Annotated in this window: 24 protein-coding genes; 10 read left to right on the top strand and 14 right to left on the bottom strand. The window is 62.1% G+C overall.

The genetic code is table 11. From position 1 onward, the window contains the following. Positions 1-124 precede the first annotated feature (124 nt). The 3 genes from PSH59_RS15965 to PSH59_RS15955 all read left to right on the top strand — a co-directional run bounded on the left by PSH59_RS15965 (position 125) and on the right by PSH59_RS15955 (position 3,513). Positions 125-397, top strand: coding sequence for an HU family DNA-binding protein (locus PSH59_RS15965; protein WP_003174819.1), 273 nt, complete (start codon positions 125-127; stop codon positions 395-397). Positions 398-629: 232 nt separating this feature from the next. Continuing rightward, on the top strand, positions 630-2,504 hold the full coding sequence (locus PSH59_RS15960) for a SurA N-terminal domain-containing protein (protein ID WP_248079632.1): 1,875 nt from the start codon (positions 630-632) through the stop codon (positions 2,502-2,504). A 211-nt stretch (positions 2,505-2,715) separates the two neighbouring features. Next, complete coding sequence (locus tag PSH59_RS15955; RefSeq protein WP_305393160.1) at positions 2,716-3,513, top strand: DUF2242 domain-containing protein; 798 nt, start codon at positions 2,716-2,718, stop codon at positions 3,511-3,513. Positions 3,514-3,966: 453 nt separating this feature from the next. On the opposite strand, the gene PSH59_RS15950 is transcribed toward PSH59_RS15955, so the two are convergent. Together PSH59_RS15950 and PSH59_RS15945 are read right to left on the bottom strand one after the other, a co-directional pair. After that, positions 3,967-5,001 carry an AraC family transcriptional regulator gene (locus PSH59_RS15950; RefSeq protein ID WP_305393159.1) on the bottom strand — a complete coding sequence of 345 codons (1,035 nt, stop codon included), beginning with the start codon at positions 4,999-5,001 and terminating at the stop codon, positions 3,967-3,969. 4 nt (positions 5,002-5,005) lie between these two features. Continuing rightward, positions 5,006-6,136 (bottom strand): carbon-nitrogen hydrolase family protein, encoded by a 1,131-nt coding sequence (locus PSH59_RS15945; protein WP_248079629.1) that lies wholly within the window; start codon positions 6,134-6,136, stop codon positions 5,006-5,008. Between the two features lie 212 nt (positions 6,137-6,348). Here PSH59_RS15945 and PSH59_RS15940 point away from each other — a divergent pair, with 212 nt between their 5' ends. Then, the gene (locus PSH59_RS15940; RefSeq protein ID WP_305393158.1) at positions 6,349-8,388 is read left to right on the top strand and encodes an NADPH-dependent 2,4-dienoyl-CoA reductase; all 2,040 of its coding nucleotides are present in this window, start codon (positions 6,349-6,351) and stop codon (positions 8,386-8,388) included. A 57-nt stretch (positions 8,389-8,445) separates the two neighbouring features. Further along, positions 8,446-9,336 carry a 1-aminocyclopropane-1-carboxylate deaminase/D-cysteine desulfhydrase gene (locus PSH59_RS15935; RefSeq protein WP_305393157.1) on the top strand — a complete coding sequence of 297 codons (891 nt, stop codon included), beginning with the start codon at positions 8,446-8,448 and terminating at the stop codon, positions 9,334-9,336. On the opposite strand, the gene PSH59_RS15930 is transcribed toward PSH59_RS15935, so the two are convergent. From PSH59_RS15930 to PSH59_RS15920, 3 genes are all read right to left on the bottom strand, one after another. Continuing rightward, positions 9,326-9,883 (bottom strand): cytochrome b, encoded by a 558-nt coding sequence (locus tag PSH59_RS15930; protein WP_248079626.1) that lies wholly within the window; start codon positions 9,881-9,883, stop codon positions 9,326-9,328. The two genes, PSH59_RS15935 and PSH59_RS15930, sit on opposite strands and share 11 nt — an antisense overlap. Positions 9,884-9,997: 114 nt before the next feature. Continuing rightward, a complete protein-coding gene (gene phnX, locus PSH59_RS15925; RefSeq protein ID WP_305393156.1) occupies positions 9,998-10,825 on the bottom strand; it encodes a phosphonoacetaldehyde hydrolase in 828 nt (275 codons plus the stop codon). A gap of 29 nt (positions 10,826-10,854) precedes the next feature. Further along, positions 10,855-11,964, bottom strand: coding sequence for a 2-aminoethylphosphonate--pyruvate transaminase (locus PSH59_RS15920; protein ID WP_305393155.1), 1,110 nt, complete (start codon positions 11,962-11,964; stop codon positions 10,855-10,857). A 112-nt stretch (positions 11,965-12,076) separates the two neighbouring features. Between PSH59_RS15920 and PSH59_RS15915 the strand changes: the two genes are divergently transcribed. Beyond that, positions 12,077-12,931, top strand: coding sequence for a LysR substrate-binding domain-containing protein (locus PSH59_RS15915; RefSeq protein ID WP_305393154.1), 855 nt, complete (start codon positions 12,077-12,079; stop codon positions 12,929-12,931). 140 nt (positions 12,932-13,071) lie between these two features. Then, on the top strand, positions 13,072-13,779 hold the full coding sequence (locus PSH59_RS15910; protein WP_248079618.1) for a YebC/PmpR family DNA-binding transcriptional regulator: 708 nt from the start codon (positions 13,072-13,074) through the stop codon (positions 13,777-13,779). A gap of 52 nt (positions 13,780-13,831) precedes the next feature. Here PSH59_RS15910 and PSH59_RS15905 read toward each other — a convergent pair whose 3' ends face one another. From PSH59_RS15905 to PSH59_RS15890, 4 genes are all read right to left on the bottom strand, one after another. After that, on the bottom strand, positions 13,832-15,133 hold the full coding sequence (locus PSH59_RS15905) for a protein kinase (RefSeq protein ID WP_305393153.1): 1,302 nt from the start codon (positions 15,131-15,133) through the stop codon (positions 13,832-13,834). Positions 15,134-15,172: 39 nt separating this feature from the next. Beyond that, positions 15,173-16,267 (bottom strand): cell division protein ZapE, encoded by a 1,095-nt coding sequence (zapE, locus tag PSH59_RS15900; RefSeq protein WP_305393152.1) that lies wholly within the window; start codon positions 16,265-16,267, stop codon positions 15,173-15,175. Positions 16,268-16,401: 134 nt separating this feature from the next. Continuing rightward, complete coding sequence (locus tag PSH59_RS15895; RefSeq protein ID WP_248079610.1) at positions 16,402-17,139, bottom strand: anti-sigma factor; 738 nt, start codon at positions 17,137-17,139, stop codon at positions 16,402-16,404. After that, positions 17,136-17,642, bottom strand: a complete 507-nt coding sequence (locus tag PSH59_RS15890; protein WP_305393151.1) for an RNA polymerase sigma factor — start codon at positions 17,640-17,642, stop codon at positions 17,136-17,138. Before PSH59_RS15890 ends, PSH59_RS15895 begins: the two co-directional genes overlap by 4 nt. Before the next feature lie 170 nt (positions 17,643-17,812). Between PSH59_RS15890 and PSH59_RS15885 the strand changes: the two genes are divergently transcribed. Together PSH59_RS15885 and PSH59_RS15880 are read left to right on the top strand one after the other, a co-directional pair. Then, positions 17,813-18,895, top strand: a complete 1,083-nt coding sequence (locus PSH59_RS15885) for a catalase family peroxidase (RefSeq protein WP_305393150.1) — start codon at positions 17,813-17,815, stop codon at positions 18,893-18,895. After that, positions 18,892-19,431 (top strand): cytochrome b, encoded by a 540-nt coding sequence (locus PSH59_RS15880; RefSeq protein WP_305393149.1) that lies wholly within the window; start codon positions 18,892-18,894, stop codon positions 19,429-19,431. Before PSH59_RS15885 ends, PSH59_RS15880 begins: the two co-directional genes overlap by 4 nt. A 21-nt stretch (positions 19,432-19,452) precedes the next feature. Here the strand turns inward: PSH59_RS15880 and PSH59_RS15875 are convergent, their stop codons facing one another. Both PSH59_RS15875 and PSH59_RS15870 read right to left on the bottom strand, forming a co-directional pair. Further along, on the bottom strand, positions 19,453-20,604 hold the full coding sequence (locus PSH59_RS15875) for a M14-type cytosolic carboxypeptidase (RefSeq protein ID WP_305393148.1): 1,152 nt from the start codon (positions 20,602-20,604) through the stop codon (positions 19,453-19,455). Positions 20,605-21,059: 455 nt separating this feature from the next. After that, positions 21,060-21,410 (bottom strand): DUF3077 domain-containing protein, encoded by a 351-nt coding sequence (locus PSH59_RS15870; RefSeq protein ID WP_248079601.1) that lies wholly within the window; start codon positions 21,408-21,410, stop codon positions 21,060-21,062. Between the two features lie 131 nt (positions 21,411-21,541). Here PSH59_RS15870 and PSH59_RS15865 point away from each other — a divergent pair, with 131 nt between their 5' ends. After that, positions 21,542-22,177: a LexA family transcriptional regulator gene (locus PSH59_RS15865; RefSeq protein WP_305393147.1), complete on the top strand. Its 636-nt coding sequence runs from the start codon at positions 21,542-21,544 to the stop codon at positions 22,175-22,177. On the opposite strand, the gene PSH59_RS15860 is transcribed toward PSH59_RS15865, so the two are convergent. Genes PSH59_RS15860 through PSH59_RS15850 form a run of 3 tightly spaced genes read right to left on the bottom strand, consistent with a single transcriptional unit; the run spans position 22,174 to position 26,522 of the window. Beyond that, complete coding sequence (locus PSH59_RS15860) at positions 22,174-24,099, bottom strand: acetyl/propionyl/methylcrotonyl-CoA carboxylase subunit alpha (protein WP_305393146.1); 1,926 nt, start codon at positions 24,097-24,099, stop codon at positions 22,174-22,176. The two genes, PSH59_RS15865 and PSH59_RS15860, sit on opposite strands and share 4 nt — an antisense overlap. Continuing rightward, positions 24,096-24,902 carry a gamma-carboxygeranoyl-CoA hydratase gene (locus tag PSH59_RS15855; protein WP_305393145.1) on the bottom strand — a complete coding sequence of 269 codons (807 nt, stop codon included), beginning with the start codon at positions 24,900-24,902 and terminating at the stop codon, positions 24,096-24,098. The genes PSH59_RS15860 and PSH59_RS15855 overlap by 4 nt, the downstream gene beginning before the upstream one ends. Before the next feature lie 15 nt (positions 24,903-24,917). Beyond that, positions 24,918-26,522 (bottom strand): carboxyl transferase domain-containing protein, encoded by a 1,605-nt coding sequence (locus tag PSH59_RS15850; RefSeq protein WP_305393144.1) that lies wholly within the window; start codon positions 26,520-26,522, stop codon positions 24,918-24,920. Between the last annotated feature and the right edge of the window lie 51 nt (positions 26,523-26,573).

Genomic DNA, 26,573 nt, shown 5'->3' with positions numbered 1-26,573 from the left:
GACAGCTTTTTAGAGCCCTTGTTATAAAGCGGCTCTTAAGTGTCTGCAGGCCATTCAGCACCGGATTTTGCTGTTTACCAAAAAACTTAGAATCATACTCAATAGATATATAAGGGGACTTAGAGTGAACAAGTCGGAACTGATTGATGCTATCGCTGCATCCGCTGATATCCCGAAAGCTGCTGCCGGCCGTGCGCTGGATGCAGTAATCGAATCCGTCACTGGCGCTCTGAAGGCCGGCGACTCCGTGGTACTGGTAGGCTTCGGTACGTTCTCTGTGACTGATCGCCCAGCCCGCACTGGCCGTAACCCACAGACTGGCAAAGCACTGCAAATCGCTGCTGCCAAGAAACCAGGTTTCAAAGCCGGTAAAGCCCTGAAAGAAGCCGTTAACTAAGCTTCGTTCAAGCCTTTGCTTACCCGGGTCGGACGCAGGTCTGGCCTGGCAGCGGAGCGGTAGCTGACCCACGTATCCATTGGGTCGCCACGCCGGGGGTATCAGTAGAAAACCCCCGTCCGCTCCGCCAGTTACGAGAAGGCGCATCCTCGGATGCGCCTTTCTTCTATCCGGACTCTACCCACGCTCCACGGTTGCCAATTTTTGAAGTTCAACCGTTTCTGGGGGACGCATGCTGCAAAATATCAGGGACAATTCACAAGGCTGGATTGCCAAGACCATTATCGGGATCATCGTCGCATTGATGGCGTTCACCGGTATCGAGGCCATTTTTCAGGCTTCAGGTAATAACAAGCAAGACGTGGCCAAGGTCAACGGTGAAGCGATCACTCAAGCCGAACTGAGCCAGGCCGTCGATATGCAACGTCGTCAGCTGATGCAACAGCTGGGCAAGGATTTCGATGCTTCGCTGCTGGACGAAAAACTGCTGCGCGAAGCGGCCCTCAAGGGTCTGATCGATCGCAAACTGCTGCTGCAAGGCGCCGCCGATTCCAAGTTTGGCTTCTCTGAAGCTGCGCTGGACCAGGTGATCCTGCAAACGCCGGAATTCCAGGTCGACGGCAAGTTCAACGCTGACCGCTTTGACCAAGTGATCCGTCAACTGGGCTATAACCGTCTGCAGTTCCGTCAGATGATGACCCAGGAAATGCTGATGGGCCAGGTTCGCGCCGGTATCGCAGGCAGCGGTTTTGTCACTGATGCCCAAGTGCTGGCATTCGCTCGTCTGGAAAAACAGACACGCGATTTCGCCACCGTCAACATCAAGGCTAACCCTGCTGCGGTGAAACTCACCGACGATGAGGTCAAGGCTTACTACGACCAGCACGCCAAAGAGTTCATGACCCCGGACCAGGTGGTCATCGACTATCTGGAGCTGAAGAAGTCGTCGTTCTTCGATCAGGTCAGCGTCAAGGATGATGAGCTGCAGGCGGCTTACGAGAAAGAAACCGCCAACCTTGCTGAACAGCGTCGTGCTGCGCACATCCTGATTGAAGTCAACGACAAGGTCACCGACGCGCAAGCCAAGGCCAAGATCGAAGAGATCCAGGCGCGCCTGGCCAAAGGCGAGAAGTTTGACGCCCTGGCCAAGGAACTCTCCCAGGATCCAGGTTCGGCCAACAACGGCGGCGACCTCGGCTTTGCCGGCCCAGGTGTCTACGATCCAGACTTCGAAACCGCCCTGTACGCCTTGAAAAAGGACCAGGTCTCGGCGCCGGTACGTAGCGCCTTCGGTTGGCACTTGATCAAGCTGTTGGGCGTTGAAGCACCAGAAGTGCCGACGTTTGCCAGCCTGAAAGACAAGTTGACCCGCGAACTCAAGACCCGGCAGGTAGAGCAACGTTTTGTCGAAGCGACCAAGCAATTGGAAGATGCGGCATTCGAAGCCTCCGACCTGGCTCAACCAGCGTCCGACCTGAAGCTGACCGTGCACACGTCCGCGCCGTTCGGCCGTGAAGGTGGCGAAGGGGTTACGGCCAACCGTGCCGTGGTCACCGCCGCATTCAGCCCGGAAGTCTTGGATGAAGGTGCCAACAGCACTGCCATCGAACTGGACCCGGAAACCATTATCGTGCTGCGTGCCAAAGAGCACCGCAAACCTGCGCAACTGCCGCTGGAAAGCGTTGCCGCGGCGATCCGCACCCAGATGGCCAAGGAGCGTGCAAGCGCGGCTGCCAAGACCCACGCTGAAGAGCTGATCGCTGGCTTGCGCAATGGCAAGATCCCGCTAAACCAGCCAGTTGATGGCCAGGCCTGGAAAACCACTGAAGCGGCTACCCGTAGCCAGGAAGCGATTGATCCGGCCGTGCTGCAAGCCCTGTTCCGCATGCCTAAGCCTGCGGCCAAGGACAAGCCGACCTTCACCACCGTGACCCTTGCGGACGGTAGTTTGGTGATCGTGCGCTTGAACGGCGTGAACGAAGCCGCTGCACCATCGGACGAAGAAAAGGCGCAATACCGCCGCTTCCTCGCCTCCCGTCTCGGCCAGGAAGACTTCGCGGCCTACCGTAAGCAGCTGGAAAGCAAAGCTGACATCAAGAAGTACTGATAGCGGCTTGAACCAAAAGCCCCCGGTCTGAAAGGACCGGGGGCTTTTTCATGGGCGCTGCTGCGGGAGGTGGATGACCATCTTCAACATCAGGGCGTTTTCCTGCAGACGCCGTCGCGTAAGCCTGTGACGTTTTACCGACAGGAATGCGCGCGCCAAGGCCACGTTCTGTTGCACAATACCGGCCAGACCGTTTTCCTCAGGATTTTCAATGTCGACATCATTTTACTTGCGCAGTCTCGGGCTGGCGCTGGTGTTGGCGGGCGCCGCGGGCTGCTCGTCACCCAAGACCGCTATTTACGAACATGAAAGTTTCGACGACTCGGGTACGTTTTCCCGGGATTACCCTGTCAGCGATGTGGACGCGTGCGAAGCCGCACGGCGTGCCTTGCTGAGCCAGGGCTACATCATTACCAGCAGCGACCCGAAACTGGTGGTGGGCAACAAGAGCTTCCAGCAGACCGGCGAGACCCATTTGCAGATCAGCTTCAATGTGGTGTGCGCCGATGATGGCAAAGGCAAGAAACACTCGACGATGTTTGCCAACGCGCTTCAGGATCGTTACGCACTGAAGAAGGTCAACAACTCCGCGAGCCTGGGTGTGGGGGTGCTGGGCTCTGTGTCGATGCCGATCGGTTCCACCGATGACTCGATGGTCAAGGTGGCCAGCGAAACCGTCTCGGCGCCAAAATTTTACGAGCGTTACTTTGCGCTGGTGGACGTGTTCCTGCCTCAGGAAGTGAAGGCGGCCGAGCATATTCCCGAGAAGCCCAAGGCTGAGTTGGGTGTGCCGGAGCCCAAGGCCGCACCGCTCGCCGAGAAGGCCGAAGCGCCGAAGGAGGAACCCACCACTTCGCAGCCCGTGGCCCCGCCTGCAGAACCCGCACCGATTGCCCCTGAGCAAGCGCCGGCACCTGAACCCGCACCGGCACCCGCGCCCGCACCGACCAATCCCGACCTGCCGGCACCGACCGAAGCTATTCCGCCGCTGCCGGCGTCAGCGCAGTAAATCAGGCCACGCGGGGTCGGCCTTTGGTCGACGTCGACCCCGTAGCGCTGGATCGTCTCTCCGATGTTCTCGCGACCGATGACGCTGTCATCGGCCAGCGCCCTCACGTCCGCCGACACGTTGCAGCGCCGTTCCACTTCAAAGATTTAGCAAGAGGTTTCCTGAGTACCTTGACGGGCCGGGCGCGCAATAACGCGCGTCAAAAACTGAGGTGATAAATTCCTACACCGCTGCTACGTTTAATCTGAAGGTGCAGGAACGTCACGACACGGACATTTTTTCGTCATGACGGCACTTTAGGCTGGCTGTGCAGGTCATCTATCTGGCAGCCGCTTTAAACATCAGAAAGGAGTCCACGATGGACGATTACCAGGAAGAACTGTTGGAGTACCAGGCCTTTGAGTGGGATCCGTTGGATCCGGTCGACGACGCCACCGAGCTGTAAAACTGACTTCAGGCGGAATGCCGCTGACTGCGGCGAAATTCCCCTGGGGTCTGGTTGTTCCAGCGCCTGAACGCGCGTTGGAATGCTTGGGCTGAGGCAAAACCGAGCAGGTAGGCGATCTCGCCGAACGCCAGCTCCGTATCGCGAATGTAGGTCATGGCCAGGTCGCGGCGGGTATCGTTGAGAATCGCGCGGAACTGGGTGCCTTCTTCGGCGAGTTTGCGGCGCAGTGTCCAGGTTGGCAGCTTCAGGCGTGCCGCCACTTCTTCCAGGTCGGGTTCCCGGCCGCCATTGAGCATCGGCCCGAGCAGGCGTGTAATGCGTTCGCGCAGACTGCGGGTGCGGGTCAATTGCTCCAATTCCCTTTCGCACAGTTGCAGCAACAGTTGCCAGGTGCTGGGGCAATGCTGCGGGTTGCGCAATGCCAGGGTGGGTTGGTTCAGGCGCAGTTGGTTGGCGTCGGCGCCAAAGTGCACCACGCCGTCGCCCAGCAGGTTGTACTGCTCGCTGTAGTCCGGGGCGTCGAACTCGATCTCGATGCGTTGCGCGTGAATCGGCTGTTGGGCGAGGCCCGACAGTTGATTCAGCCAGCCGGCGATGATCGAGTCCACCACAAAGCGGTTGTAAGCGTTATAGGGGCTGATGGAATAAAAGCGCAGCCAGGCGCCATCGGCGTCTTCATGGAAGCTCGATTGCCCGCGATAGTTGGAGCCATACAGTGCTTCGAAGCGCGTCAGCGCGCGCGCTGCTTCACGTACGTTGGGCGCCTGCGCGGCGGTGACCCCGGCAAGCCCCGCCTGGCTCAAGCGGCTGAGCTGGCCCATGCGCAGGCCCAGGCCGGGGTCGCCGGTGAGCTGGATCGCCGCATGGCCCAGGCGCATATAACGTGGGATTGATAACCGGGCGCCCGCTTCGGCGAGGCGCGCGGAGTCGAGGCCGTATTGCAGCAGCAGCGGTTGTGGGTCGAGCCCGTGGCTGCTGATGGCATCGGCCAGTGTGTGCACGAAGCCCACCGACAGATCCCCCAGGCGCACCGGCTTCACTGCGTTACAGCCAGATATTCAACAGGCGCGCGCCCCGGGCGGCGCCGTCGCTGCTGATGTGCCCGTTGTGGCTCAGAAAGCTTTGCCCGGCGGTGCCCAAATCCCAGAACTGCCCACGCAGGAACACACTCATGCCGGCGCTGGCCTGGCTGACGGGTTGCTGGCTGATCAACGTGAGGCGGCGCCAGGCTTCACCCTCGCTGAGTTCTTCGGGTTTGAGGCTGATTTCCTGCGGCGTAGAGACGCTTTTGAAACCGCGCCACGGCCGCTCCCAGGTCTCACGCCCGAGCACAAAGGCCGGTACGGCGATCAATTGCGCGCCTTGTTCGTTGAGTTTGCGGTAGTTGTCCGGGTACCAACTGTCACTGCCCACCAGCACGCCGAGGCGCCCAGCCGGGGTGTCGACCACGCTGACGATGTTTTCGTCACCGGGTTCGATAAACCCGCGCTCATCGTAGATCGGATAGAGCTGACGCTGTGGATCGCCAAGGGGCAAGCCGTCTGCGGCGAACACCACGCTGGCGTTATACAACGCGCCGTGGCCAACCTGCAGTTGCCCCCGGCTCACACTCGGATTGGGCAGGGCGATGGAGCCAGCAACCACGGTGACACCAAATTCCTTGGCCAGACCGCCGAACAACACCTGATAGTCGCGCGCCATGCCGGGGGCCTTCATGCGCAGGTAGGCGTCGTCGGTACGGCTTTCGCCGGTGGCGCTGATCCAGGCGCGCAGGAACTGCAGCGGGTTGCTCAACGACAGCCAGTGCATCGCGTCTTTGACGTGCAGCGCCTGGTACACCTCGTTTTTCTCGCCGGTGAGCATCAGCCAGGTGCCGATATGTTCCGGTAGCACCACGATGGTTTTGTCGTTGATCAGGCCCTGGTCCCTGGCGTTTTGCAGGTACGCCGCCAGTTTGAGGTGCAAGCGTTCCAGGCTCTGGTAATCGGCGGGAAACAGCTCCGGCTGAATACCCAGCAAATTGCCACGATCGGCAGGCTCGCCTTCGTTGACCGCCAGGGTGATGCGCAGGTCCGACAGGTAATGCGCCACAGGGCGCTCCTGGGTCCAGACCAGATACGCGGCGACGGCGGCAACCAGGGCCATGGAGACGGTGAACGCTAGAAGTTTACGCATGGGGCAACAGACAACAGACCGTGTGCAGGGTTCGCCGACTAGGGTAGGGCCCATGGGCCAGCTTGCCAAGGGGCGCTGTGCATTTGGATCAATAAGTTGTGAGTTTCGGTCATTGAGCGGTAGGGCGACGCCTCTTAGTCTGTGGGACATAAACCGATGGCAGGCCATTCGAGCTTTCCACGTCCCGTGATGATCCGTTGTGGAGCTGTACCATGACCGCTGCTGCTTACCCGCACCTGCTGACCCCGTTGGACCTGGGCTTCACCACCCTGCGCAACCGCACCCTGATGGGCTCGATGCACACAGGCCTTGAGGAAAAGCCCGGTGGTTTCGAGCGCATGGCCGCCTATTTTGCCGAGCGCGCCCGCGGCGGCGTTGGCTTGATGGTGACCGGCGGGATTGGCCCGAATGACGAAGGCGGGGTGTACGCCGGCGCCGCCAAGCTGACCACCGATGCCGAAGCGCAAAAACACAAAGTCGTCACTCAGGCAGTGCACGAGGCAGGCGGCAAAATCTGCATGCAGATCCTCCATGCCGGCCGTTATGCCTACAGCCCAAAGCAGGTGGCGCCGAGCGCGATTCAGGCGCCGATCAACCCGTTCAAACCCAAGGAGCTGGACGAAGAGGGCATCGAAAAGCAGATACAGGATTTTGTCACCTGCTCGTTGTTGGCCCAGTTGGCCGAATACGACGGCGTAGAGATCATGGGTTCCGAAGGCTACTTCATTAACCAGTTCCTTGCCGCCCACACCAACCACCGTAACGACCGCTGGGGAGGCAGCTACGAGAACCGCATGCGCCTCGCCGTTGAGATCGTGCGTCGGGTGCGTGAAGCCGTCGGCCCGAATTTCATCATCATTTTCCGCCTGTCGATGCTCGACCTGGTGGAAGGCGGCAGCACCTGGGAAGAAATCGTGCAGTTGGCCAAGGCCATCGAGCAGGCGGGCGCGACCCTTATCAACACCGGTATCGGCTGGCACGAAGCGCGTATTCCCACCATCGCCACCAAAGTGCCGCGCGGCGCGTTCAGCAAAGTCACCGCCAAATTGCGCGGTGCGGTCAAGATCCCGCTGATCACCACCAACCGCATCAACACCCCGGAAATTGCCGAGCAGATCCTGGCCGAAGGCGACGCGGACATGGTCTCCATGGCGCGGCCGTTTCTCGCCGACCCTGAGTTCGTCAACAAGGCCGCCGCCGGCCGCGCCGATGAAATCAACACCTGCATCGGCTGCAACCAGGCCTGCCTGGACCACACCTTCGGCGGCAAGCTGACCACCTGTCTGGTCAACCCGCGTGCGTGCTACGAGACCGAACTCAATTACCTGCCCGTGCAGCAGATCAAGAAAATCGCCGTGGTCGGCGCCGGCCCAGCCGGGTTGGCCGCTGCCACCGTCGCCGCCGAGCGCGGGCACCAGGTGACGCTGTTCGATTCGGCCAGCGAAATCGGCGGCCAGTTCAACATCGCCAAGCGGGTGCCGGGCAAAGAAGAGTTCTTCGAAACCCTGCGTTATTTCAACCGCAAGTTGCAGACCACCCACGTCGAGCTGTGCCTGAACACCCGTGTGGATGTCGCGCAACTGGCCGCCGGAGGGTACGACGAGATCATCCTGGCCACCGGCATTGCGCCGCGTACCCCGGCGATTCCGGGCATTGAGCATGCCAAGGTGCTGAGCTACCTGGATGTAATCCTCGAACGCAAACCCGTGGGCAAGCGTGTTGCGGTGATCGGCGCCGGCGGTATTGGCTTTGACGTGTCGGAATTCCTCGTGCATCAGGGCGTCTCCACCAGCCTGGACCGCGAAGCGTTCTGGAAGGAGTGGGGCATCGACACCCAGTTGCAGGCCCGTGGCGGCGTGGCCGGGATCAAGCCCGAGCGCCATGCGCCGGCGCGGGACGTGTTCCTGCTGCAGCGCAAGGCTTCCAAGGTCGGCGACGGCCTGGGCAAGACCACCGGCTGGATCCACCGTACCGGCTTAAAGAACAAGCAGGTGCAGATGCTTAACAGTGTCGAATACCTGAAGATTGACGACGACGGCCTGCATATCCGCATCGGTGCCGACGGCGAGCCGCAGCTGTTGGCGGTGGACAATATCGTCATCTGCGCTGGCCAGGATCCGCTGCGTGAATTGCACGAGGGGCTGGTCGCGGCGGGCCAGAACGTGCACCTGATCGGCGGCGCCGATGTGGCGGCCGAGCTGGACGCCAAACGTGCCATCAACCAAGGGTCGCGACTGGCGGCCGAACTGTAAAACCCGAAAAGGGGCGGTGTTAGACTACCGCCCCTTTTTTCATGCAGATGTGCCCCGATGGGTCCTTTCGACTGGCTGCCCCACGCGCCCCTTGAACCGCTGCCGCTGGACTGGCTCAAAGGTGTCGAATTGGCGGTGTTGCGCCTGGACCGCATCGACCCGCTGATCAGCGGTAACAAGTGGTTCAAACTCACCGAACACCTGGCCCTGGCGCAACAGGCGGGGGCCGCGGGGATCATCAGCCTCGGCGGCGCCCACTCCAACCACCTGCACGCCCTGGCGGCGGCGGGCAAGCGCTTTGGCTTCCAAACCGTTGGCCTGCTGCGTGGCCATCAGCAAGACACGCCCACCGTAGAAGATCTGAACGCGTTCGGCATGCATCTGCATTGGCTGGGGTATGGCGGTTATCGTGCGCGGCATGCGCCAGAGTTTTGGGCGCCCTGGCGTGAGCTTTATCCGCAGTTGAACCCGGTGCCCGAAGGCGGTGGTGGAATGGCGGGCGCCAGGGGTTGCGCGGTGCTGGTGGAACAGGTGCGCGGGCAATTGAGTAACCTGGGTTGGGCCGACTACGACGGCTGGTGGCTGGCGGCGGGTACTGGCACCACGCTGGCCGGGCTGGCGTTGGCCGAGGCGGGCGCTCGTGTGGTGTATGGCGCACTGGCGGTGCCGGACGATCACGGTGTGGCGCAAAACGTCAGTGCCCTGGTGCACGGCGGCTACGTTCTGCTGGATGCCAGCCGGGGCGGCTTTGCCAAGGTCGATCCGGTGTTGCGCGACTTTATCGACACCACCGAGCAGGCCTGTGGCCTGCCGCTGGAGTCGCTGTACACCGGCAAAGCGTTGCTGGCGTTGAAGCAGCAGATCGAGGCCGGGCGCATCGCCCCCGGCACGCGTCTGGTTTTTGTTCACACCGGCGGCCTGCAAGGCCGCAGAGGGTTTACAGCCTAGCGCGCTTGCCCGGCATCATGCGCAGCATGGTGGTATCGCGCATCACGTAGTGGTGAAAAATACCGGCCAGCGCATGCAGGCCGATCAACCAATAGCCGATCTGGCCGAACAGTACATGCCAGCCCTCGATCTGCTTGGCCAAGGCTTTGTTTTCGCCAATCAGCGGCGGCAATTCGATGCCGTAGAACAACACCGAATGCCCCTCGGCGCTGACGATCAGCCAGCCGGCAATCGGCATGCCGATCATCAAGGCGTACAGGGCGGCGTGCGTCAGCGTGGCCAGCAGGCTTTGCCACTGCGGCGGCGCCGGGACGATCTTCGGTGCAACCCCCAGACTGCGTGCAAACAGGCGCAGCCATACCAGCACAAACACAGTGAGGCCGAGCATAAAGTGCATCTCGACGATCAGCGTGCGTGCGCCGCTGCCTTTGGGGAACTGGCCGCGTAACTCAATGCAGGCGTAAACCACCGCCAGTAACACCACCATCAACCAGTGCAGGGCAATCGACAGGGTGCTGTAGCGCGTATCGGAATTTTTCCACGGCATCGCTCGGTTCCTCATTCATCAGGGCAAACCTCCGTTCTTTGGTGACGAAGTCCTTTTACTCTATGCCTGTTTTGAACGGTTTGTCCGCTGCGAATACCGTTGTGTTGACCTCTATCAGTGGCTTTGCGGCATTTCACCGCGGGCCAGGCGCTCGTTGATGTCGGCGATCACCCGCGGCAAGTCGGTGATGGTGTCGATCAAATAATGCGGGCTTGAGCCTTCGAACAGCGCCTCGATGCGCTGGCGTTCACGGGCCAGCGTGGCGCTGTCCAGGGCGCGAAATTGTGCGTACGTCAGGCCCAGGGCATTGCCGGAGCAGGTCAGGGCCACGGTCCACATACCGGCGCGCCGGCCTTCGAGGATGCCCGGTACGGTGTCATCGACCTTCACGCACGCGGCCACGTCGTCAATGCCCAGCGCGATCACGTTGGCCAGGGCCTGGGCCGGCCACGGGCGGCCGTTGGGCACTTCGTCGGTGGCCACCACGTGGTCGGCGACATAGCCGTTGGTGGCGGCCAGCGCCACCACCTTGTCCATCACCTGCTTGGGGTAGCCGGAGCAGGAGCCGATCTTGATGCCTTGCGCACGCACGCTGGCGATGGTGTCCAGTGCGCCGGGAATCAGCGCCGAATGCTCGGCGATCTTCTCGATCTGCAACGGCATGAAACGCTGGTAAATGGCGGTCACGTCGTCATCGGTGGGCGTGCGGCCAAACGCCTTGCGGTAGCGTGCGGCGACTTGTGGCTGGTTGCAGAGGGTACGGATGTGATCCCATTTGCCCATGCCCATGGGGCCACGCGCTTCTTCGATGGAGACCTGCACGTCGAACTCAGCGAAGGCCTCGACAAAAATCTGCGTGGGCGCAAACGAGCCGAAGTCGACCACGGTGCCGGCCCAATCGAGGATCACGGCCTGGAGCGTATTGGGGGGTTGATAGTTCATGGTTCAGATCCTGTGGGTAAGGGGGGCGGTCAAACGTTCAGCACGTCCATCTCTAGCAGCACTTGGCCGATGGCCGTCACTGCGGCCTGCATCCCGTTGGCGTCGACATGGCCGATGCAGCCGACGCGGAAGGTGTCCACCTCGGTCAATTTGCCTGGATACAAAATGAATCCCTTGGCCTTGACCCGTTCGTAGAAGTCCTTGAACTGGTAGCGCGGGTCCTGTGGTGCGTGGAAGGTGACGATGATCGGAGCCTGGATCGCCGCCGGCAGGAAACTGCGCAGGCCCAGTTCGGCCATGCCGTGCAGCAGTGCCTGGCAGTTGTCGGCATAGCGTTGATGGCGTGCGGGCAGGCCGCCTTCCTCGGCGTATTGCAGCAGCGCTTCGTGCAGGGCCGCGACTACATGGGTGGGCGGAGTGAAACGCCATTGGCCGGTCCGGGCCATATAGCTGTGCTGGTCGAACAGGTCCATCGCCAGGGAATGACAGTTGCCTTGGGCGGCGGCCAGCGCCTGTTTGTCGGCGAAGACGAAACCCATGCCCGGTACGCCTTCCAGGCACTTGCCCGAGGCGGCGATCAGCGCGTCGAACGGCACTTGGCGGGCATCGATCGGCAGCGCGCCGAAGGAGCTCATCGCGTCGATGATCAGGCGCTTTCCGTGGTTTTTCACCACATGGGCGATGTGCGGCAAGGGGTTAAGGATCCCGGTACTGGTTTCGCAATGGATTAACGCGACATGGCTGATCGCCGGGTCGGCGTGCAGCAGGCGATCGACGTCGGCGGCAGTGGTGGGCTGGTCTTCGGCGGTTTCAAAGGTGCTGAACGCGCGACCCAGCACGTGGCAGATCTTCGCCAGGCGCTTACCGTAGGCGCCGTTGATCAGCACCAGCACCTTGCCATCGCGGGGGACCAGGGTGCCGATGGCCGCTTCGACGGCGAACGTGCCGCTGCCCTGCAAAGGCACGCATTGGTGGCTGTCGGCGCCGTGCAGGATCGCCAGCAACTGTTCGCAGACGTTGGCGGTGAGCCGGTTGAAACGGTCATCCCACGACCCCCAGTCCGCCATCATTGCCTGACGGGTGCGGTTGGACGTGGTCAGGGGGCCTGGGGTCAGCAGGGTCGGCGCGGCAGGGGTCATTTCAGTTCCTTGCAAGGTATCGGGGGTGAAGCTACGGCGCTTAAATTGCAGTTTGGCTTGTTATCAATCAAATTGTTTGTTGTTATGCGAGCTATCAGTGAGGCCGATAGCTATGAACCTGTTCCAATTACGCGCATTCGATGCGGTGGCCCGTGAGGGCAGCTTTACTCGCGCCGCCGCGCGTCTGTTTATCAGCCAGCCGGCGGTGACCGGGCATATCAAGGCCCTGGAGGAGCACTACCAGATCCCGTTGTTGCGGCGTACCGCACGGCGTGTGGAGTTGACCGAGGAAGGCGCTCGGCTGGCGGCGATCACCCGCGCGATTTTTGGCCTGGTGGACGAGGCGCAGACCCTGCTCGAAGCCAACCGGCAACTGCTCACCGGGCGCCTGGAAGTGGCGGCGGACGGCCCGCACCTGGTCATGCCGATGATTGCCAGCCTGCGCGCGCGCTACCCAGGCATTACCGTCAACCTGCGACTGGGTAATGCCCAGGAAACCCTGGCGGCCTTGTTGTCCGAGCATGCGGATGTGGCGGTACTCACGGAGGTGGAACCGCGCAATGGCCTGCATTTGCAGGCGTTGGGTGAGTCGCGGATCTGTGCCCTGGTACCCGCTGACCATGCGTGGGCGCAGTGGGGCGAGGGCATCAGCCTGGATCAGCTCAACGACGTGATCATGGTGCTGCGTGAGCCCGGTTCGATCACCCGGCGCACCTTTGATAACGCTTGTCTGGTGGCCGGTGTGCAGCCCAGGGTGCTCTTGGAATTGGACAGCCGCGAGGCGGTGACCGAAGCGGTTGCCGCGCAATTGGGGGTCGGCGTGGTGTCGTCGATGGAGCTCAGCCAGGACCCGCGTGTGCAAGCGCTGCCGATCCAGGGCGATGGGTTGCTGAACCGGCATCTGCTCGGCTGCCTGGAGCGGCGGCGTTCACTGCGCTTGATTCAGGCGTTCTTCGAGTTGGCCTGATGGCGTCACCGGCGACCCCTTGCGGGCGTGGCGCGGCTGGCCGGTTTTTTGGTGGATTAGAGTGTTTTTGCGCTATAAACTCTGCCCCCAAAGCGCCGGCCAGTAGACGTCTCGGCGCTATGGATATCAGAGAGTGAGTCATGGGCGCACAGTGGAAAGTCAAACATAAAGAAGCGGCATCCAATGCCAAGGGCAAGATCTTCGGCAAGCTGGTGAAAGAAATCACCATCGCCGCCCGCAACGGCGCCGACACCGCGACCAACGCCCACTTGCGTCTGGTGGTGGAACAGGCCAAAAAGGCCTCGATGCCCAAGGAAACCCTGGAACGCGCGATCAAGAAGGGCGCCGGTCTGCTCGGTGAGACCGTGCAGTACCACCGCGTGACCTACGAAGGCTTTGCCCCGCACCAGGTGCCGCTGATCGTTGAGTGCGTGACCGACAACATCAACCGGACCGTGGCGGAAATTCGCGTGGCGTTCCGCAAGGGCCAACTGGGTGCCTCCGGTTCCGTCGCCTGGGACTTCAACCACGTCGGCCTGATCGAAGCCTCGCCGGACACCCCGGACGCGGACCCGGAAATGGCTGCCATCGAAGCCGGCGCCCAGGATTTCGAAGAAGGTGAAGAAGAAGGCACCAGCCTGTTCATCACCGAAACCACCGACCTGGACGCGGTACAGAAAGCACTGCCGGAGCAAGGCTTCACCGTGCTGTCGGCCAAGCTGGGCTACATCGCGAAAAACCCGGTCAGCGGTTTGACCGATGAGCAGATGGCTGAAGTCGAAGCCTTCCTGGAAGGCCTGGACAACCATGACGACGTTCAGGATATGTTCGTCGGCCTGGCCGGCTGATGGATCACTGACTAGGCCCGATGGGGGGAACGGGCACGCTCCCCCCATCGGGTCAGTCCTGTTGCACAGCGTTCAGGAGGTTTTCGATTTCGTCGAACCCTGGTCGCGCCAGCACATCGGGCTGACAGCAGCGTGTCTGCAGCGCGACCAGTGCGTCGCTCACCGGCGCCTCAACACGTTCCAGCAACTCCCGCAATAACACCCCGAACGCCCGCACTTCAATACGCTGCAATGCCCGGGTTTCAGAGGTGTCCGCCAAGGCGTGGAACGACGCCGCGCCGAAGTCCCCCAACAGGCAATCGCCCGCTTCATTCCACAGAATATTGTGGCCGTACAGGTCGCCATGGGTGATGCCGCGCCGGTGTAAGTGCGCGGCCACCGAGGCGATCCCCCTGGCCATGCGCAAGGCCACTTGTGCGCTGAAACGCGCAGTGGGCTCGTAGATGTCGCGGCTGCACGAGGCCAGACTGGGCAGGGCCGCGAGGTTGCGGTAGCTGGGGTCGATCAGGTCCATCACCAGGGCCGCCTGGCCATCGGGGTGGCCAACGACGCGGCCCTGGACGTTGATCAGGTTGGGGTGCAAGCCTGCTGCGATGCAGGCCTGCATCTCGTGCAGCGGCGAGCCGTCGCTGGTGATGGTGCCTTTGTAGAGCTTGACGGCGACGGGCAATGCTTGTGGTGTCCAAAGCGCCTTGTGAATGACTCCCGAGGCACCTTCGCCCAGCACTTCGGCCAGTTCCAGTTCCGCCCAGGAAATATTCGGCGTTGTGTCGTTCGCCGCCACCTCGACCGCCATTTCCACCGGGTTACCGGCATAGGCCAGCCACGTCAGGTTCGGCAGCGCCAGCAGCCACGCCGGCAGGTGGGTGAAACGGTTGGCGGCGATGCGCAGCAATTCAAGGTTGTGACACTGGGCCAGGCTCTGCGGCAGCACCGTCAGTTGGTTGCCGGCCAGCATCAGTTTTTGCAGGCGTGGACGCTGGCCCAATTCGCCGGGTAATTGGCTGATGCAGTTGTCGGTGAGGATCAACCAACGCAGCAACGGCGGCAGGGCGGCGGCGGGCACGTGACTGATGCGGTTGGCCTTGAAGCCGATCATGCTCAACTGCGCGCACTGCCCCAGGCACGCCGGCAGTTCGGTAAAGGCGTTGTCGGAGCAGAACAGTACGCGCAAGTGCGGCAGGCGGTGCAGGTCGTCGGGCAGGCTGTTCAGGGCATTGCCGCTGAGGTTGAGGATTTCCAGGGAGTCGGCCAGTTCGAAGATTTCCCGGGGAAACTCGGTGAGCCCGCAGGACAGGTCCAGGCGCGTGATGCCGGCCAATTGGCCGGCCTTGAGTTGGGCAAGGGTATGCATGAACGGCGCGATCACTCGGCTAGGGGCGTAAAAAGGCGCTCATGATACCGGGTCGGGCGTCGGTTGCGGGGTGGTGTGTTGCAATTGGTTCAGCCGGCTGACGGTGCGCGCGAGGTCGATGGCCTCGCCGCTCATCGCCAGTGCCAGCGGTTGTTCACCGATCAGCGTCAGGCGCTTGTCCTTGTCGTAGAGCACGTCCACCAGGTTGATAAAACGTTGCTGTACCGCAATTGGGCACTCTGCCAGGTGCGGCAGGCCGTCGATGATCCAATGGTCGAACTCCTCGCACAGCAGCAGGTAGTCCATGACGGCGGTGAGTTGCTCGCACAGGTCGCTGAACGTGAAGGCCACAGTGCGCGCCTGATGGTAGCGGCAGATCAACTGCCGATTGCCCACGGCCAGGGTGAGCGCTGCGACGTCCATGGCGGGCAGCCCGAGTGCCGCACGCTGGTCCGCGCTGCCCGGCCACAGGTAGTGTCCGCTGGTAAAGCGTTGCGCGGCATGGGCCTGGGGCAGGCTGCGAAAGTCCTGGGGCGAGCTGACTTCCAGCACGTCCATGCGCGCCGCGATCAAGTCGATCACCGGCTTGAAGCGTTCGTGGTACAGCGGGTTGGGCAGCAGGCCTTCCGGCGGGTAGTTGGAGGTGACCAGCACCAGCACGCCGCGCTGGAACAGTGCCTTGAACAGCCGCGTGATCAGCATGGCATCGCCGATATCGTGCACGTGGAACTCATCGAAACACAGCACCCGGCAGCCCGCGAGCAGCTCATCGAGGGTCACGGCCAGCGCATCGTCCGCGGCCTGGTGCTTGAACATCCCCCGGTGCAACCGCGCGAAAAAACCGTGGAAGTGCACCCGTTGTTTCTCGGCCATGGGCAACGCCTGGAAGAAACCGTCGAGCAGCCAGCTTTTGCCGCGCCCCACCGGACCATGCAAATACAGGCTGCGGGTGGGTTGACCGGTGAGCAGGTGTCGGGCCTCGCGCGCCATGGCGGCGATTGCCGCGGCTTGGCCCGCACTGAGGGTGTAATCCTGTTGCCGGGCCTTGCGCTGAAAGAACATCTGGATCGGCGAGTCGTCGTGTGGAGCGGTTTGTTTGCCGAGCAAGCGACGGATCAGGGGAAACACGGCCAATGGAAGTCACTCTGTGGTGCGGTGGTCGCTTACTTTAGGTCGCCTGTCATGATTTGACCAATAGAGAAGGGCGCCGCAGGCGATCTCGAACAGTCATGGGGCGCCGGCCCTTGCCGTGGTGCTCGCTGCAGTTTCTAAAACGTGAGCATCGATGCAGACGCCTGGTTCACAGGACCGACCACCGCATAGTTGTAGCCGTCTGCGGACCAATAGCGCGCCTGCAAGCCATCGGCCGTGCGCTCGCCACGGGGCAGAAAACCGTTGTCCGGACCCGGTGGGCGGATGTAGAAGCTGATGCGCCGCCCTTGCGGATCTTCATAGAGCACCATGGCGGCGGCGCCTTGATCGGTGGTGAGCAGACGCCCGCTGACCGGCTTGAAGCCTGCTTGGCTCAAGTCCGGCAGGCGGCGGGCCTGCTTGAAGTAGCGGTCGAGCCAGGCCTGCATGGTGCCGCTGTCCTGGGCGTTGTAATCGGCGGGCATGATGCCGTCCTGGGCGAACAGGCGGAACGCTTGCATTGCATCGGCCATCGGCAGCATCGGTGGTTGCGTGGCTTGGCGTGCATGCCAGCCGCCGACGCCGCCCAGGCTCACGGCAATCAGCAGCACCGCCGCGCTGGCGACGTGACGACGCGATTGGTGCTTGAGGCGCTGGCGAACCCGCGTCGGGTCCAGGTTTGGGTTGGCCGGCTGGTGCAGGGCGCCGCTCAATGAGGCGCGCAGCAACTGGGCATCCTGCTGCCAGGCGCTCACCTGAGCCGCCGCATCGGGGTGGGCGGCCAGCCATGTTTCGAGGATGCGCCGATCGCTCTCCAGGAGTTGGTGATCGACATAAGCATGCAGGTCGCGTTCGCTGGGGGGCAGGCTGATCATTTGAGTATCCGCAGAGAAGGGCTGGTAATTTCGCCATCGCTGAGTAGGCGCAAGGCTTGGCGCGCGCGGGACAGGCGTGACATCACGGTGCCAAGCGGTACATCGAGTATTTCCGCGACTTCCTTGTAGCTCAAGCCTTCCACTGACACCCACAGCAGCAACGCGCGCTGTTCGGTGCTGAGTTGATCGAAAGCTTGCAGGGTCGACTGGGCGATCACCGTGCGCTCCACTGAGGGTTGCGCGTCCTCGCGGCCGGTGAAGAACTCCAGCATGCGCGCATAGCGCCGGGTGCGCCGATGAGCATCAAGGAACTGCCGGTAAAGAATCGAGAACAGCCACGCCCGCAGATCACCTTCCGGCCGTTTGTCGGCCCAGCGGGTGATCGCCCGTTCCAGAGTGGCCTGCACCAAGTCATCGGCGCTGCTGGCGTTACGGGTCAGGGACACGGCAAAACGCCGCAGCCTGGGGATGAGTTCACGTAACAGTTCGTCGAGTTCATGCATGGGGTATCTGGCTGGTCACTACGCTGGGACTAGAGAGACGCCCGGCGCGGGAGGTTATTCCAGACCCTGGAAAATAAATCCGCGGCCAGGGAATAGGGGCGTTCGGCGTTCGTCTCAATGCTCCGACCTTCTGTTTGACCCCCTAAGGCCCGTGGCCCTGGAGTATGTTTATGGTAGATCACTCATCACCGCCCCGTCCCCCGCTCAGTACAACGAGCCTGATTGTGCGCCTTGCCGTTATTGGTGCCGTGGTCGCGGGTTTGGCGGGGGCATTTGCCTACGTCAACGGTACCCTCGACCCACAACGCCTGCGTCCTAAAACTTTGGTCAATGCGCTGGAGACCAACAACGGCGTGCATCCGGGTTTTCGGCGTAACCATGCCAAAGGTGTCTGCGTGGCGGGCTACTTCGAAAGCAGCCCCGACGTCCGTGGGTATTCCAGCGCCCAGATGTTCAGCGAGGCCAGAACCCCGTTGATCGGCCGGTTTGCCTTGCCCAGCGGTAACCCGTATGCGCCCGACAGCAGCGTGCCGATCCGCAGTTTTGCCGTGCAGTTCAGCCAGGCAAACGGCCAGCAATGGCGTACGGGGATGAACAGCATGCCGGTGTTCCCGGTGGGCACGCCCGAGGCGTTCTATCAGTTGCTCAAGGCTGGCGCACCGGACCCGGCCACCGGCAAGCAGAACCCTGCGAGCATGCCGGCGTTTTTTGCCGCGCATCCGGAAACGGCGCCGTTCCTGGCGTGGGTCAAGACCGCCAAGCCGTCGGCCAGCTATGCCACCGAAACCTATAACGGCATCAACGCGTTCTATCTGGTCAGTGCCGAAGGCAAACGCCAGGCCGTGCGCTGGGCTGTGGCGCCCCAGAGCCAGGATGCGGCGGGCGACACCGCACCGTCCGGCGCCGACTTTCTGGAAAAGGACTTGGTGCAGCGCCTGGCGGCGGGGCCCCTGCGTTGGCAGTTGAACATGACCCTGGCCAACCCCGGCGACCCGCTCGACGATGCGAGCAAGACCTGGACGGGGGAGCACAAGGTGCTGAACGCCGGCACCCTCGTGCTGCAGAGCAGCCAGCCCCAGGCCGACGGTGATTGCCGAGACATCAATTTCGACCCGCTGATTCTGCCCAGCGGCATCGAAGCCTCCAATGACCCGCTGCTGGCTGCCCGTTCGGCGGCGTATGCCAGTTCCTATTTGCGTCGTGCCGGTGAAGTCGGCCCGTTGCACCGTGCCCCTCAGGAGTCGAAGCCATGAAGGCTCAACCACGGTTTTTCGCCCCCTTGGCGCGCCTGCTGCATTGGCTGATGGCGCTGATGATCATTGCCATGCTGTTTATCGGCGCAGGTCTGGCCGCGTCGGTGTCTGAACGGCATGAATGGCTGATCCACCTGCACAAGCCGCTGGGGATCGCGATTCTGGCGTTGGTGATCGTGCGTCTGGTGGTACGTTTTTCTACGCGCCAGCCGCCGTTGCCCGCCGACTTGCCACGCTGGCAAGTGCTGGCGGCGAAGGCGTCTCATGTGCTGCTTTACGGGTTGATGTTGGTGTTGCCGTTACTGGGCTGGGCGATGATTTCGGCCGCGGGTGACCCGGTGATGCTCAGCTCCTCGGTGCAGTTGCCGGCCCTGGTGGGTGCTGACGCGCCGTTGTTTGCGCTCTTGCGCAAGGCCCATGGGTTTTTGGCGTACCTGCTGTTTTTCACGGTGCTGGTGCACCTGGCGGCGGCCTTGTTCCATGGCTTGATTCGGCGTGATGGTGTGTTGCAGAGCATGACCGGCACCAAGGACTGATGCCGGATGAGGGCAGGGCGGTCAGCGCAGGACCTTGACGATATCGGCCACGGTACTCAGCACGTCCTTGCCCAACTGCCTGGAGCGTTCACCAGACCAGCCGGTTTTAAGGTTGGGAGCGTCGTCGTTGTCCTTGAACGGCATTTCCAGGGTCAGGGACAAGCAGTCGTACTTCTGGCCGACGGCGTTGCAGGCCAGGGTCATATTGGCTTCACCCGGCAAGTCGCGGGTGTAGCCGTGAGTGGTCTGGAAGTCGCGGGTCAAGGTGCTCAAGTGGCGGCGGAAGTGTGTTTCCAGCGCGGCGATGCGCGGCGTGTAGCCAGGGTTGCCCTCGCAGGCGGCGGCGAACACGTAGGGGATTTCTTCGTCGCCATGGATATCGAGGAACAGGTCGACACCGTACTGTTCCATCTGCTGCTGCACGAACAGCACTTCCGGACTTACGGCCTGGCTGGCGCTCTGCCAGGCGCGGTTGAGGTCCTGGCCTGCCGCATTGGTGCGCAAGTGGCCATGGAAGGCACCGTCGGGGTTCATGTTCGGCACCAGGTACAGATCGGCTACCGCCAGGAGCTTTTTCATCTCGGCATCGCCGTCCTGTTGCAGGCGTTCGATGATGCCTTCCATAAACCACTCGGCCATGTGCTCGCCGGGGTGTTGCTGGGCAATGATCCAGATGTTGCGGCGGCCTTCGCCGCCCTTGCCACGGCGCAGCAGTTGGATATCACGCCCTTCGACACTTTTGCCGGTGGCCAGCAATTGGGTGCCGGCGTATTTGAGCGCCTGTTCGATCAGCCAGTCGTGACGCGCACGGCTGTAAGGTTCGAAGTAGGCTAACCAGGCATGTTTTTCGCGGGTTTCGAGGCTGATGTGCAGGATGTCACCGTCAAACAGCGTCGGCACTCGGAACCAGTTGATATGGTCATACGACGCTACTGCTTTGTAGCCGCTCCAGGCGTTGCTGTACGAAGAACCGCCCGCGTTGCTGAGGCGAAAGGTATGGGTGTGGCCCACATGCATGCCTTCGGCCTTGAAGTGAAACCATTGGAAATGCGGGCTGCGGGTGTCGGGTTTGATGGCCAGCAGCAACTGATAGGCATTGCTGGCGTCGAGCACCTGGATGTTGCCGCTGTCGAAGTCGGTACTGATCTTGATGGAGGTCAAGGCCACGGTCATAGTCTGGTTGCCTGAATATGAGTGTTGTGGCGGCTATATTACACAGGAGTCGAGTAACAGCTGGACGCAAAATTGTTGCACGCGGGAAGGGGGCGTCGTCCATGACGCCGCCGCAGCTTAGAACCCATGAGATTGATTCTCAAGTGCTATTTCCCGGAGATGCGGGGCAGAGCGCTCGACTGCTCTTCTTTCAGCGATGGTCTTTTGCTACCATGCGCGCCATCACGCAACACACAGTCTTCATTAGCCTGAAGCCATGCCAGGGAAACTGGCAAAAAAAAGACCCGGCCAAAGAGCCGGGTCAAAAACCGTGATTAGCCTGATGAGGAGATATTCCAAGAGTCCGACCTAAGGTCTCTTGGTCTATCGACTGATCTCGCGATCAGCTGGGTCCAATAATAATCATTATCATTTGCAAGTCAAATGTTTTTATCTGTCTGATAGAAATATTTTGCTCAGGCGCTCGCCTGATGCTGCGTCGTCTGCAACGACCGCTCCACCATCGCCTTCGCCATATCAATCAAATACACCACTGAAAATGCCAGGTCGCGGTGATTGCCCTGATGGCTGCTCGCTGACTCGTAGGCGGTGGCCGCCGCGCTGCGTAACAGGTCCGAGGCGTGCACCAGGGCTTCCTCCGGGCTGATGCCAGGTTTGAGGGTGAAAAAAATCTCGTCCGACGCTGACGCCGACATCTCTTCTTTCAAGTAAAAGTCCAACGCGCGTTTGGCAGCGCCGCTGCTGCACAACGCGTGCACGTCGTTGTTTTCAGGGGTGTCAGGCAGGAGGCATGGGCTCGTCGTCATAAGGGGCGCTACTCTGGGTGGGTATCGAAAACCTTCTGCCTGATGATAGTACGTATCGTATTTATGTCGTTTCGTGGATTACTACAAACTGTTTATTGCCCTGAAAAATCCCTGAAGTATTGTCGTGCCCCATGGATAACTGGATAGCGTTGGTCAAGGCCAACATGAAGGACCGTAAGGTCACGCAGGGTGAATTGGCTGAACGCTTGGGCATGTCCCAGGGCGGCGTAGGGCATTGGCTCAACAAGCGCCGCGTGCCGAGTCTGGCGGATATGAACCGGGTGCTGGAAGAACTGGGCTTGGGCTACCTGGAGGTGGTGCAGGAGGTGCGCGAAAAGACCTCTCAGGCATCGCCCCCGGCAACTCAGTACAACCCGTACTATCGCTACCCGGTCAGTGACTGGAAGGGCCTGTGCGAAATCCGTGAAGAGCGCGCGGCCTATGGCGCCGCGCGTTTTGAACTGACGGATTATCACGCCCAAGGCGATGCCTTCTGGCTGCCGGTGACGGGCGATGCGATGACCGCGCCCAGCGGCCTGAGCATTGCGGCGGGCATGATGATCCTGGTGGACCCGGCTATCACTGCCGAACCCGGCAAACTGGTGGTTGCCCAATGGGCCAACAGCGCTCACGCAACGTTTCGCCAGTTGCTGGAAGAGAGCGGCCAGCTTTATCTGGTGCCGCTCAACCCCACTTACCCGAAACAACTGTTTACCGATGATTGCCGCATCCTCGGCGTTGCCGTGCAGGCGACGGCGAAGTTCTAGTCCGCCGTTTCGAGTTCGACCAGCGCGCAACCTTCGGCGACCATTTCTCCTTCCTGGCAGAACAGCGCCTTGACCACACCGGCGTGGGGCGCGCGAATGCTGTGTTCCATCTTCATCGCCTCCAGCACCACCAGTTGCGTGCCGGCGTCGACCGGCTGGCCCACCTCCACCAACACTCTGACGATGCTGCCGTTCATGGGGGCCGTCAGACCACCCTGGTGAGACTGGTTGGCCTCGACCGCTGCGATCGGGTCGAACAGGCTCACGCCGTGCATCTCGCCGTCCCAGCGCAAGAACACCGAGCCCTCGCGACGCACGGCCAGGTGTGATCGACGTACGCCCTGGTGCTCGACCGACAACTGATCGCCGTGTAACCGGGCGGTATCACCCGCCACTGTCACCATTCGATCTTGCCCGTTGCAACTCAAGTGCAGCGACACCTCGGCGGGCAGGCCCGCGCGAAAGCCACGCGTATCCGCCCACGGCCCGTCACCTGTCGGCAGGCTCTGCATAAATGCAGAAGCCGCCGCCTGCCAGAATTCATCGCTCAACTCACCGGGCGCGGGCAGCAGCTCATCCTGATAACGCGGGATAAACCCGGTATCCAGTTGCGCGGCCGCAAACGCCGGGTGCCCGACGATGCGCCGCAGGAACCCCAGGTTGGTCTTCAGCCCGCCGACGGCAAATTCATCGAGCATGCTCAGCAAGCGCAGCCGCGCCTGTTCCCGGTCCTCACCCCAGGCAATCAGCTTGCCGAGCATCGGGTCGTAGAAGGGCGAGACGCTGTCGCCTTGCTCGACCCCGCTGTCCACCCGGCGCCCCGGGCCGGCAGCGGATTCGCGGTACACCGTCAGGTGCCCGGTGGCGGGCAGGAAATCATGGGCCGGGTCTTCGGCGTACAGGCGCACTTCAATTGCATGGCCGATCAGTGGCACCTGTTCCTGGGTGATCGGCAGCGCTTCGCCCTGGGCCACGCGAATCTGCCAGGCCACCAGGTCCAGACCGGTGATGGCCTCGGTGACCGGGTGTTCAACTTGCAACCGCGTGTTCATTTCCATGAAGAAAAATTCGCCGCGGGCGTCCAGCAAAAACTCCACGGTGCCCGCGCCCACGTAGCCGATCGCCTGTGCCGCACGCACGGCGGCTTCACCCATGGCCTTGCGTTGTTCAACACTCAACCCCGGCGCCGGCGCTTCCTCGACGACCTTTTGATGGCGCCGTTGAATCGAGCAATCGCGCTCATTGAGGTACAGGCAATGTCCCTGCTGATCGGCAAACACCTGGATCTCCACATGGCGCGGCTTGAGCAGGTACTTTTCCACCAGCATTTGCCCATTGCCAAACGACGACAGTGCCTCTCGTTGCGCCGAAGCCAGGGCATCGGCGAGTTGATCGACGTGCTCGACCACCTTCATACCCTTGCCGCCGCCACCGGCCGTGGCCTTGAGCAGCACCGGGTAGCCGATACGCGTGCAGGCTTCCTGGAAAGTTTCCAGGTCCTGGGCCTCGCCGTGATAACCGGGCACCAGGGGCACACCGGCGGTCTCCATCAAGGCCTTGGCGGCAGACTTGCTGCCCATGGCGTCGATGGCCGAGGCAGGTGGGCCGAGGAAAATCAACCCGGCGGCTTCTATCGCACGTGCGAACCCGGCGTTTTCCGACAGGAAGCCGTAGCCTGGATGAATCGCCTGGGCGCCACTGGCCTGTGCGGCGGCGATGATTTTGTCGATTTGCAGGTAGCTCTCGGCGGCCTTGCTGCCACCCAGGTCGACGCGGATATCCGCCTCGCGACAGTGTCGCGCGTCGCGGTCAATGGCGCTGTGCACGGCCACCGTGGTCAGGCCCATGGCCTTGGCGGTGCGCATGACGCGGCAGGCGATTTCGCCACGGTTGGCCACCAGTACACGACTCAATGTGCTCATGAACGCGGCTCCTGCGACTGCCAACCGGGCGTACGTTTTTGCAGGAAGGCTCTAAGGCCCTCCTGGCCTTCGGGACTGACCCGAATCCGCGCAATGGCATTTTCGCAGTAGCGGCGCAGGGCCGGTGTGAGGGCTCCGTTGCCGACTTCGCGCAGCAGGTCTTTACTGGCGCGCATCGCCGCCGGACTGTTCTGCAACAGATTGGCAGCCCAGTGTTCCACCTGGGCGTCCAACTCGCTCGCTGGATAGCTCTCCGCCAGCAGGCCGATCTCCCGCGCACGCTGGCCACCGAAGCGTTCGGCGGTCAGTGCATAGCGCCGCGCCGCACGTTCGCCGATGGCCTGCACCACGAACGGGCTGATCACTGCCGGTGCCAGGCCGATGCGTACTTCCGACAGACAGAATTGCGCGTCGTCGGCGCCGATGGCCATGTCGCAGCAACTGATCAGGCCCAATGCGCCACCGTAGGCGGCACCTTGCACGACGGCCAGCGTGGGAATTTTCAGCTTGGCCAGGTTGTACATCAGCTCGGCCAGCTCACGGGCGTCGTCGAGGTTGGTGTGGTAATCCAGCTCGGCCGATTGCTGCATCCAGGCCAGGTCGGCACCGGCGCTGAAGTGCTTGCCGCGCCCTCGCAGCACCAGAAAGCGCAGGGACGCATCGCCTTGCACCTGGTCGAGGGCAAGGATCAGCTCACGGATCATTTCGGCGTTGAAGGCGTTGTTCTTGGCTTCACGACTGAGCCACAGGGTGGCAAAACCACGGCTGTCGGTGATCAGTTCGAGGGTGTTGAAATCGTTCATGGGGGACAGCTCCGTTTACATGCGGAACACGCCGAAGCGGCTCGGCTCGATGGGGGCGTTCAGTGCGGCAGACAGGGCCAGGGCCAGCACATCACGGGTCTGGAGCGGGTCGATCACCCCGTCGTCCCACAGGCGAGCGCTGGAATAGTAGGGGTGGCCCTGGGTTTCATACTGCTCGAGGATCGGCTGTTTGATCGCGGCCTCTTCCTCGGCACTGAAGGCGTTACCGGCTCGCTCGGCCTGCTCGCGCTTGACCTGCACCAGCACGCCGGCGGCCTGTTCGGCGCCCATCACGCCGATGCGGGCGTTGGGCCACATCCATAAGAAGCGCGGGTCATAGGCGCGACCGCACATGCCGTAGTTACCGGCACCGAAACTGCCGCCGATGATCACCGTGAACTTTGGCACCTTGGCGCAGGCCACGGCGGTGACTAGCTTGGCGCCGTGCTTGGCGATGCCGCCGGCTTCGTATTTCTGGCCGACCATAAAACCGGTGATGTTTTGCAGGAACAGCAGCGGAATACCACGCTGGCAGGCCAGCTCGATAAAGTGCGCGCCTTTCTGCGCCGCTTCGGCAAACAAAATGCCGTTGTTGGCCAGGATCGCAATCGGGTAGCCATGCAGGTGCGCAAAGCCACACACCAGGCTGGTGCCGAACAGCGCCTTGAACTCATCGAACACCGAACCGTCCACCAGCCGTGCGATGACCTCGCGCACATCGAAGGGCTGCTTGGCGTCGGCCGGGATCACGCCGTATAACTCCTCGGCGCTGTACAGCGGTGGCACCGGAACGCGCTGCATCAACTCACCCTGCTTGCGCCAGTTGAGGTTGGCCACGCTGCGCCGCGCCAGGGCCAGGGCGTGTTCATCGCTGTCGGCGTAGTGGTCGGCCACGCCGGAGATCCTGCAGTGCACATCGGCGCCGCCCAGTTCTTCGGCGCTGACCACTTCACCGGTCGCCGCCTTCACCAGCGGTGGGCCGGCAAGGAAGATAGTGGCCTGTTGGCGCACCATGATCGCTTCGTCGGCCATGGCCGGCACATAGGCGCCGCCTGCGGTGCACGAGCCCATGACGACGGCGATCTGGGGGATGCCCTTGGCGCTCATGTTGGCCTGGTTGAAGAAGATCCGCCCGAAGTGCTCACGGTCGGGGAACACTTCGTCCTGACGCGGCAGGTTGGCGCCGCCGGAATCCACCAGGTAGATGCACGGCAGGCGGTTCTGCTCGGCGATGGTCTGGGCGCGCAGGTGTTTTTTGACGGTGAGGGGGTAATAAGAGCCGCCTTTCACCGTGGCGTCGTTGGCGACGATCATGCATTCAACGCCTTCCACCCGACCGATCCCGGCAATCACGCCGGCAGCGGGCACGTCTTCGCCATACACCTGATGGGCGGCCAGTTGGCTGAGTTCAAGAAACGGCGAGCCCGGATCAAGCAGGCGATTGATGCGCTCACGCGGCAACAGTTTGCCCCGCGAGGTATGCCGCTCCTGGGCCTTGGCACCGCCGCCTTGCTGCACGTGTGCGAGCAGGGTGTGCAGGGCATCGACCTGTTGGCGCATCGCCGCGCTGTTGGCGGCGAATTCCGCCGAGCGCGGGTTGAGTTGGGTGTGTAAAGGCATGGCTTACTCCGTAAGCGCTACAAGCTTCAAGCCTTGAGCTGCAAGTGAGCG

It is taken from the genome of Pseudomonas sp. FP2309 (assembly GCF_030687575.1).
GTDB lineage: Bacteria > Pseudomonadota > Gammaproteobacteria > Pseudomonadales > Pseudomonadaceae > Aquipseudomonas.
Note: the sequence above shows the minus strand (reverse complement) of the source record. Positions and strands in the feature narration are given on the sequence as shown.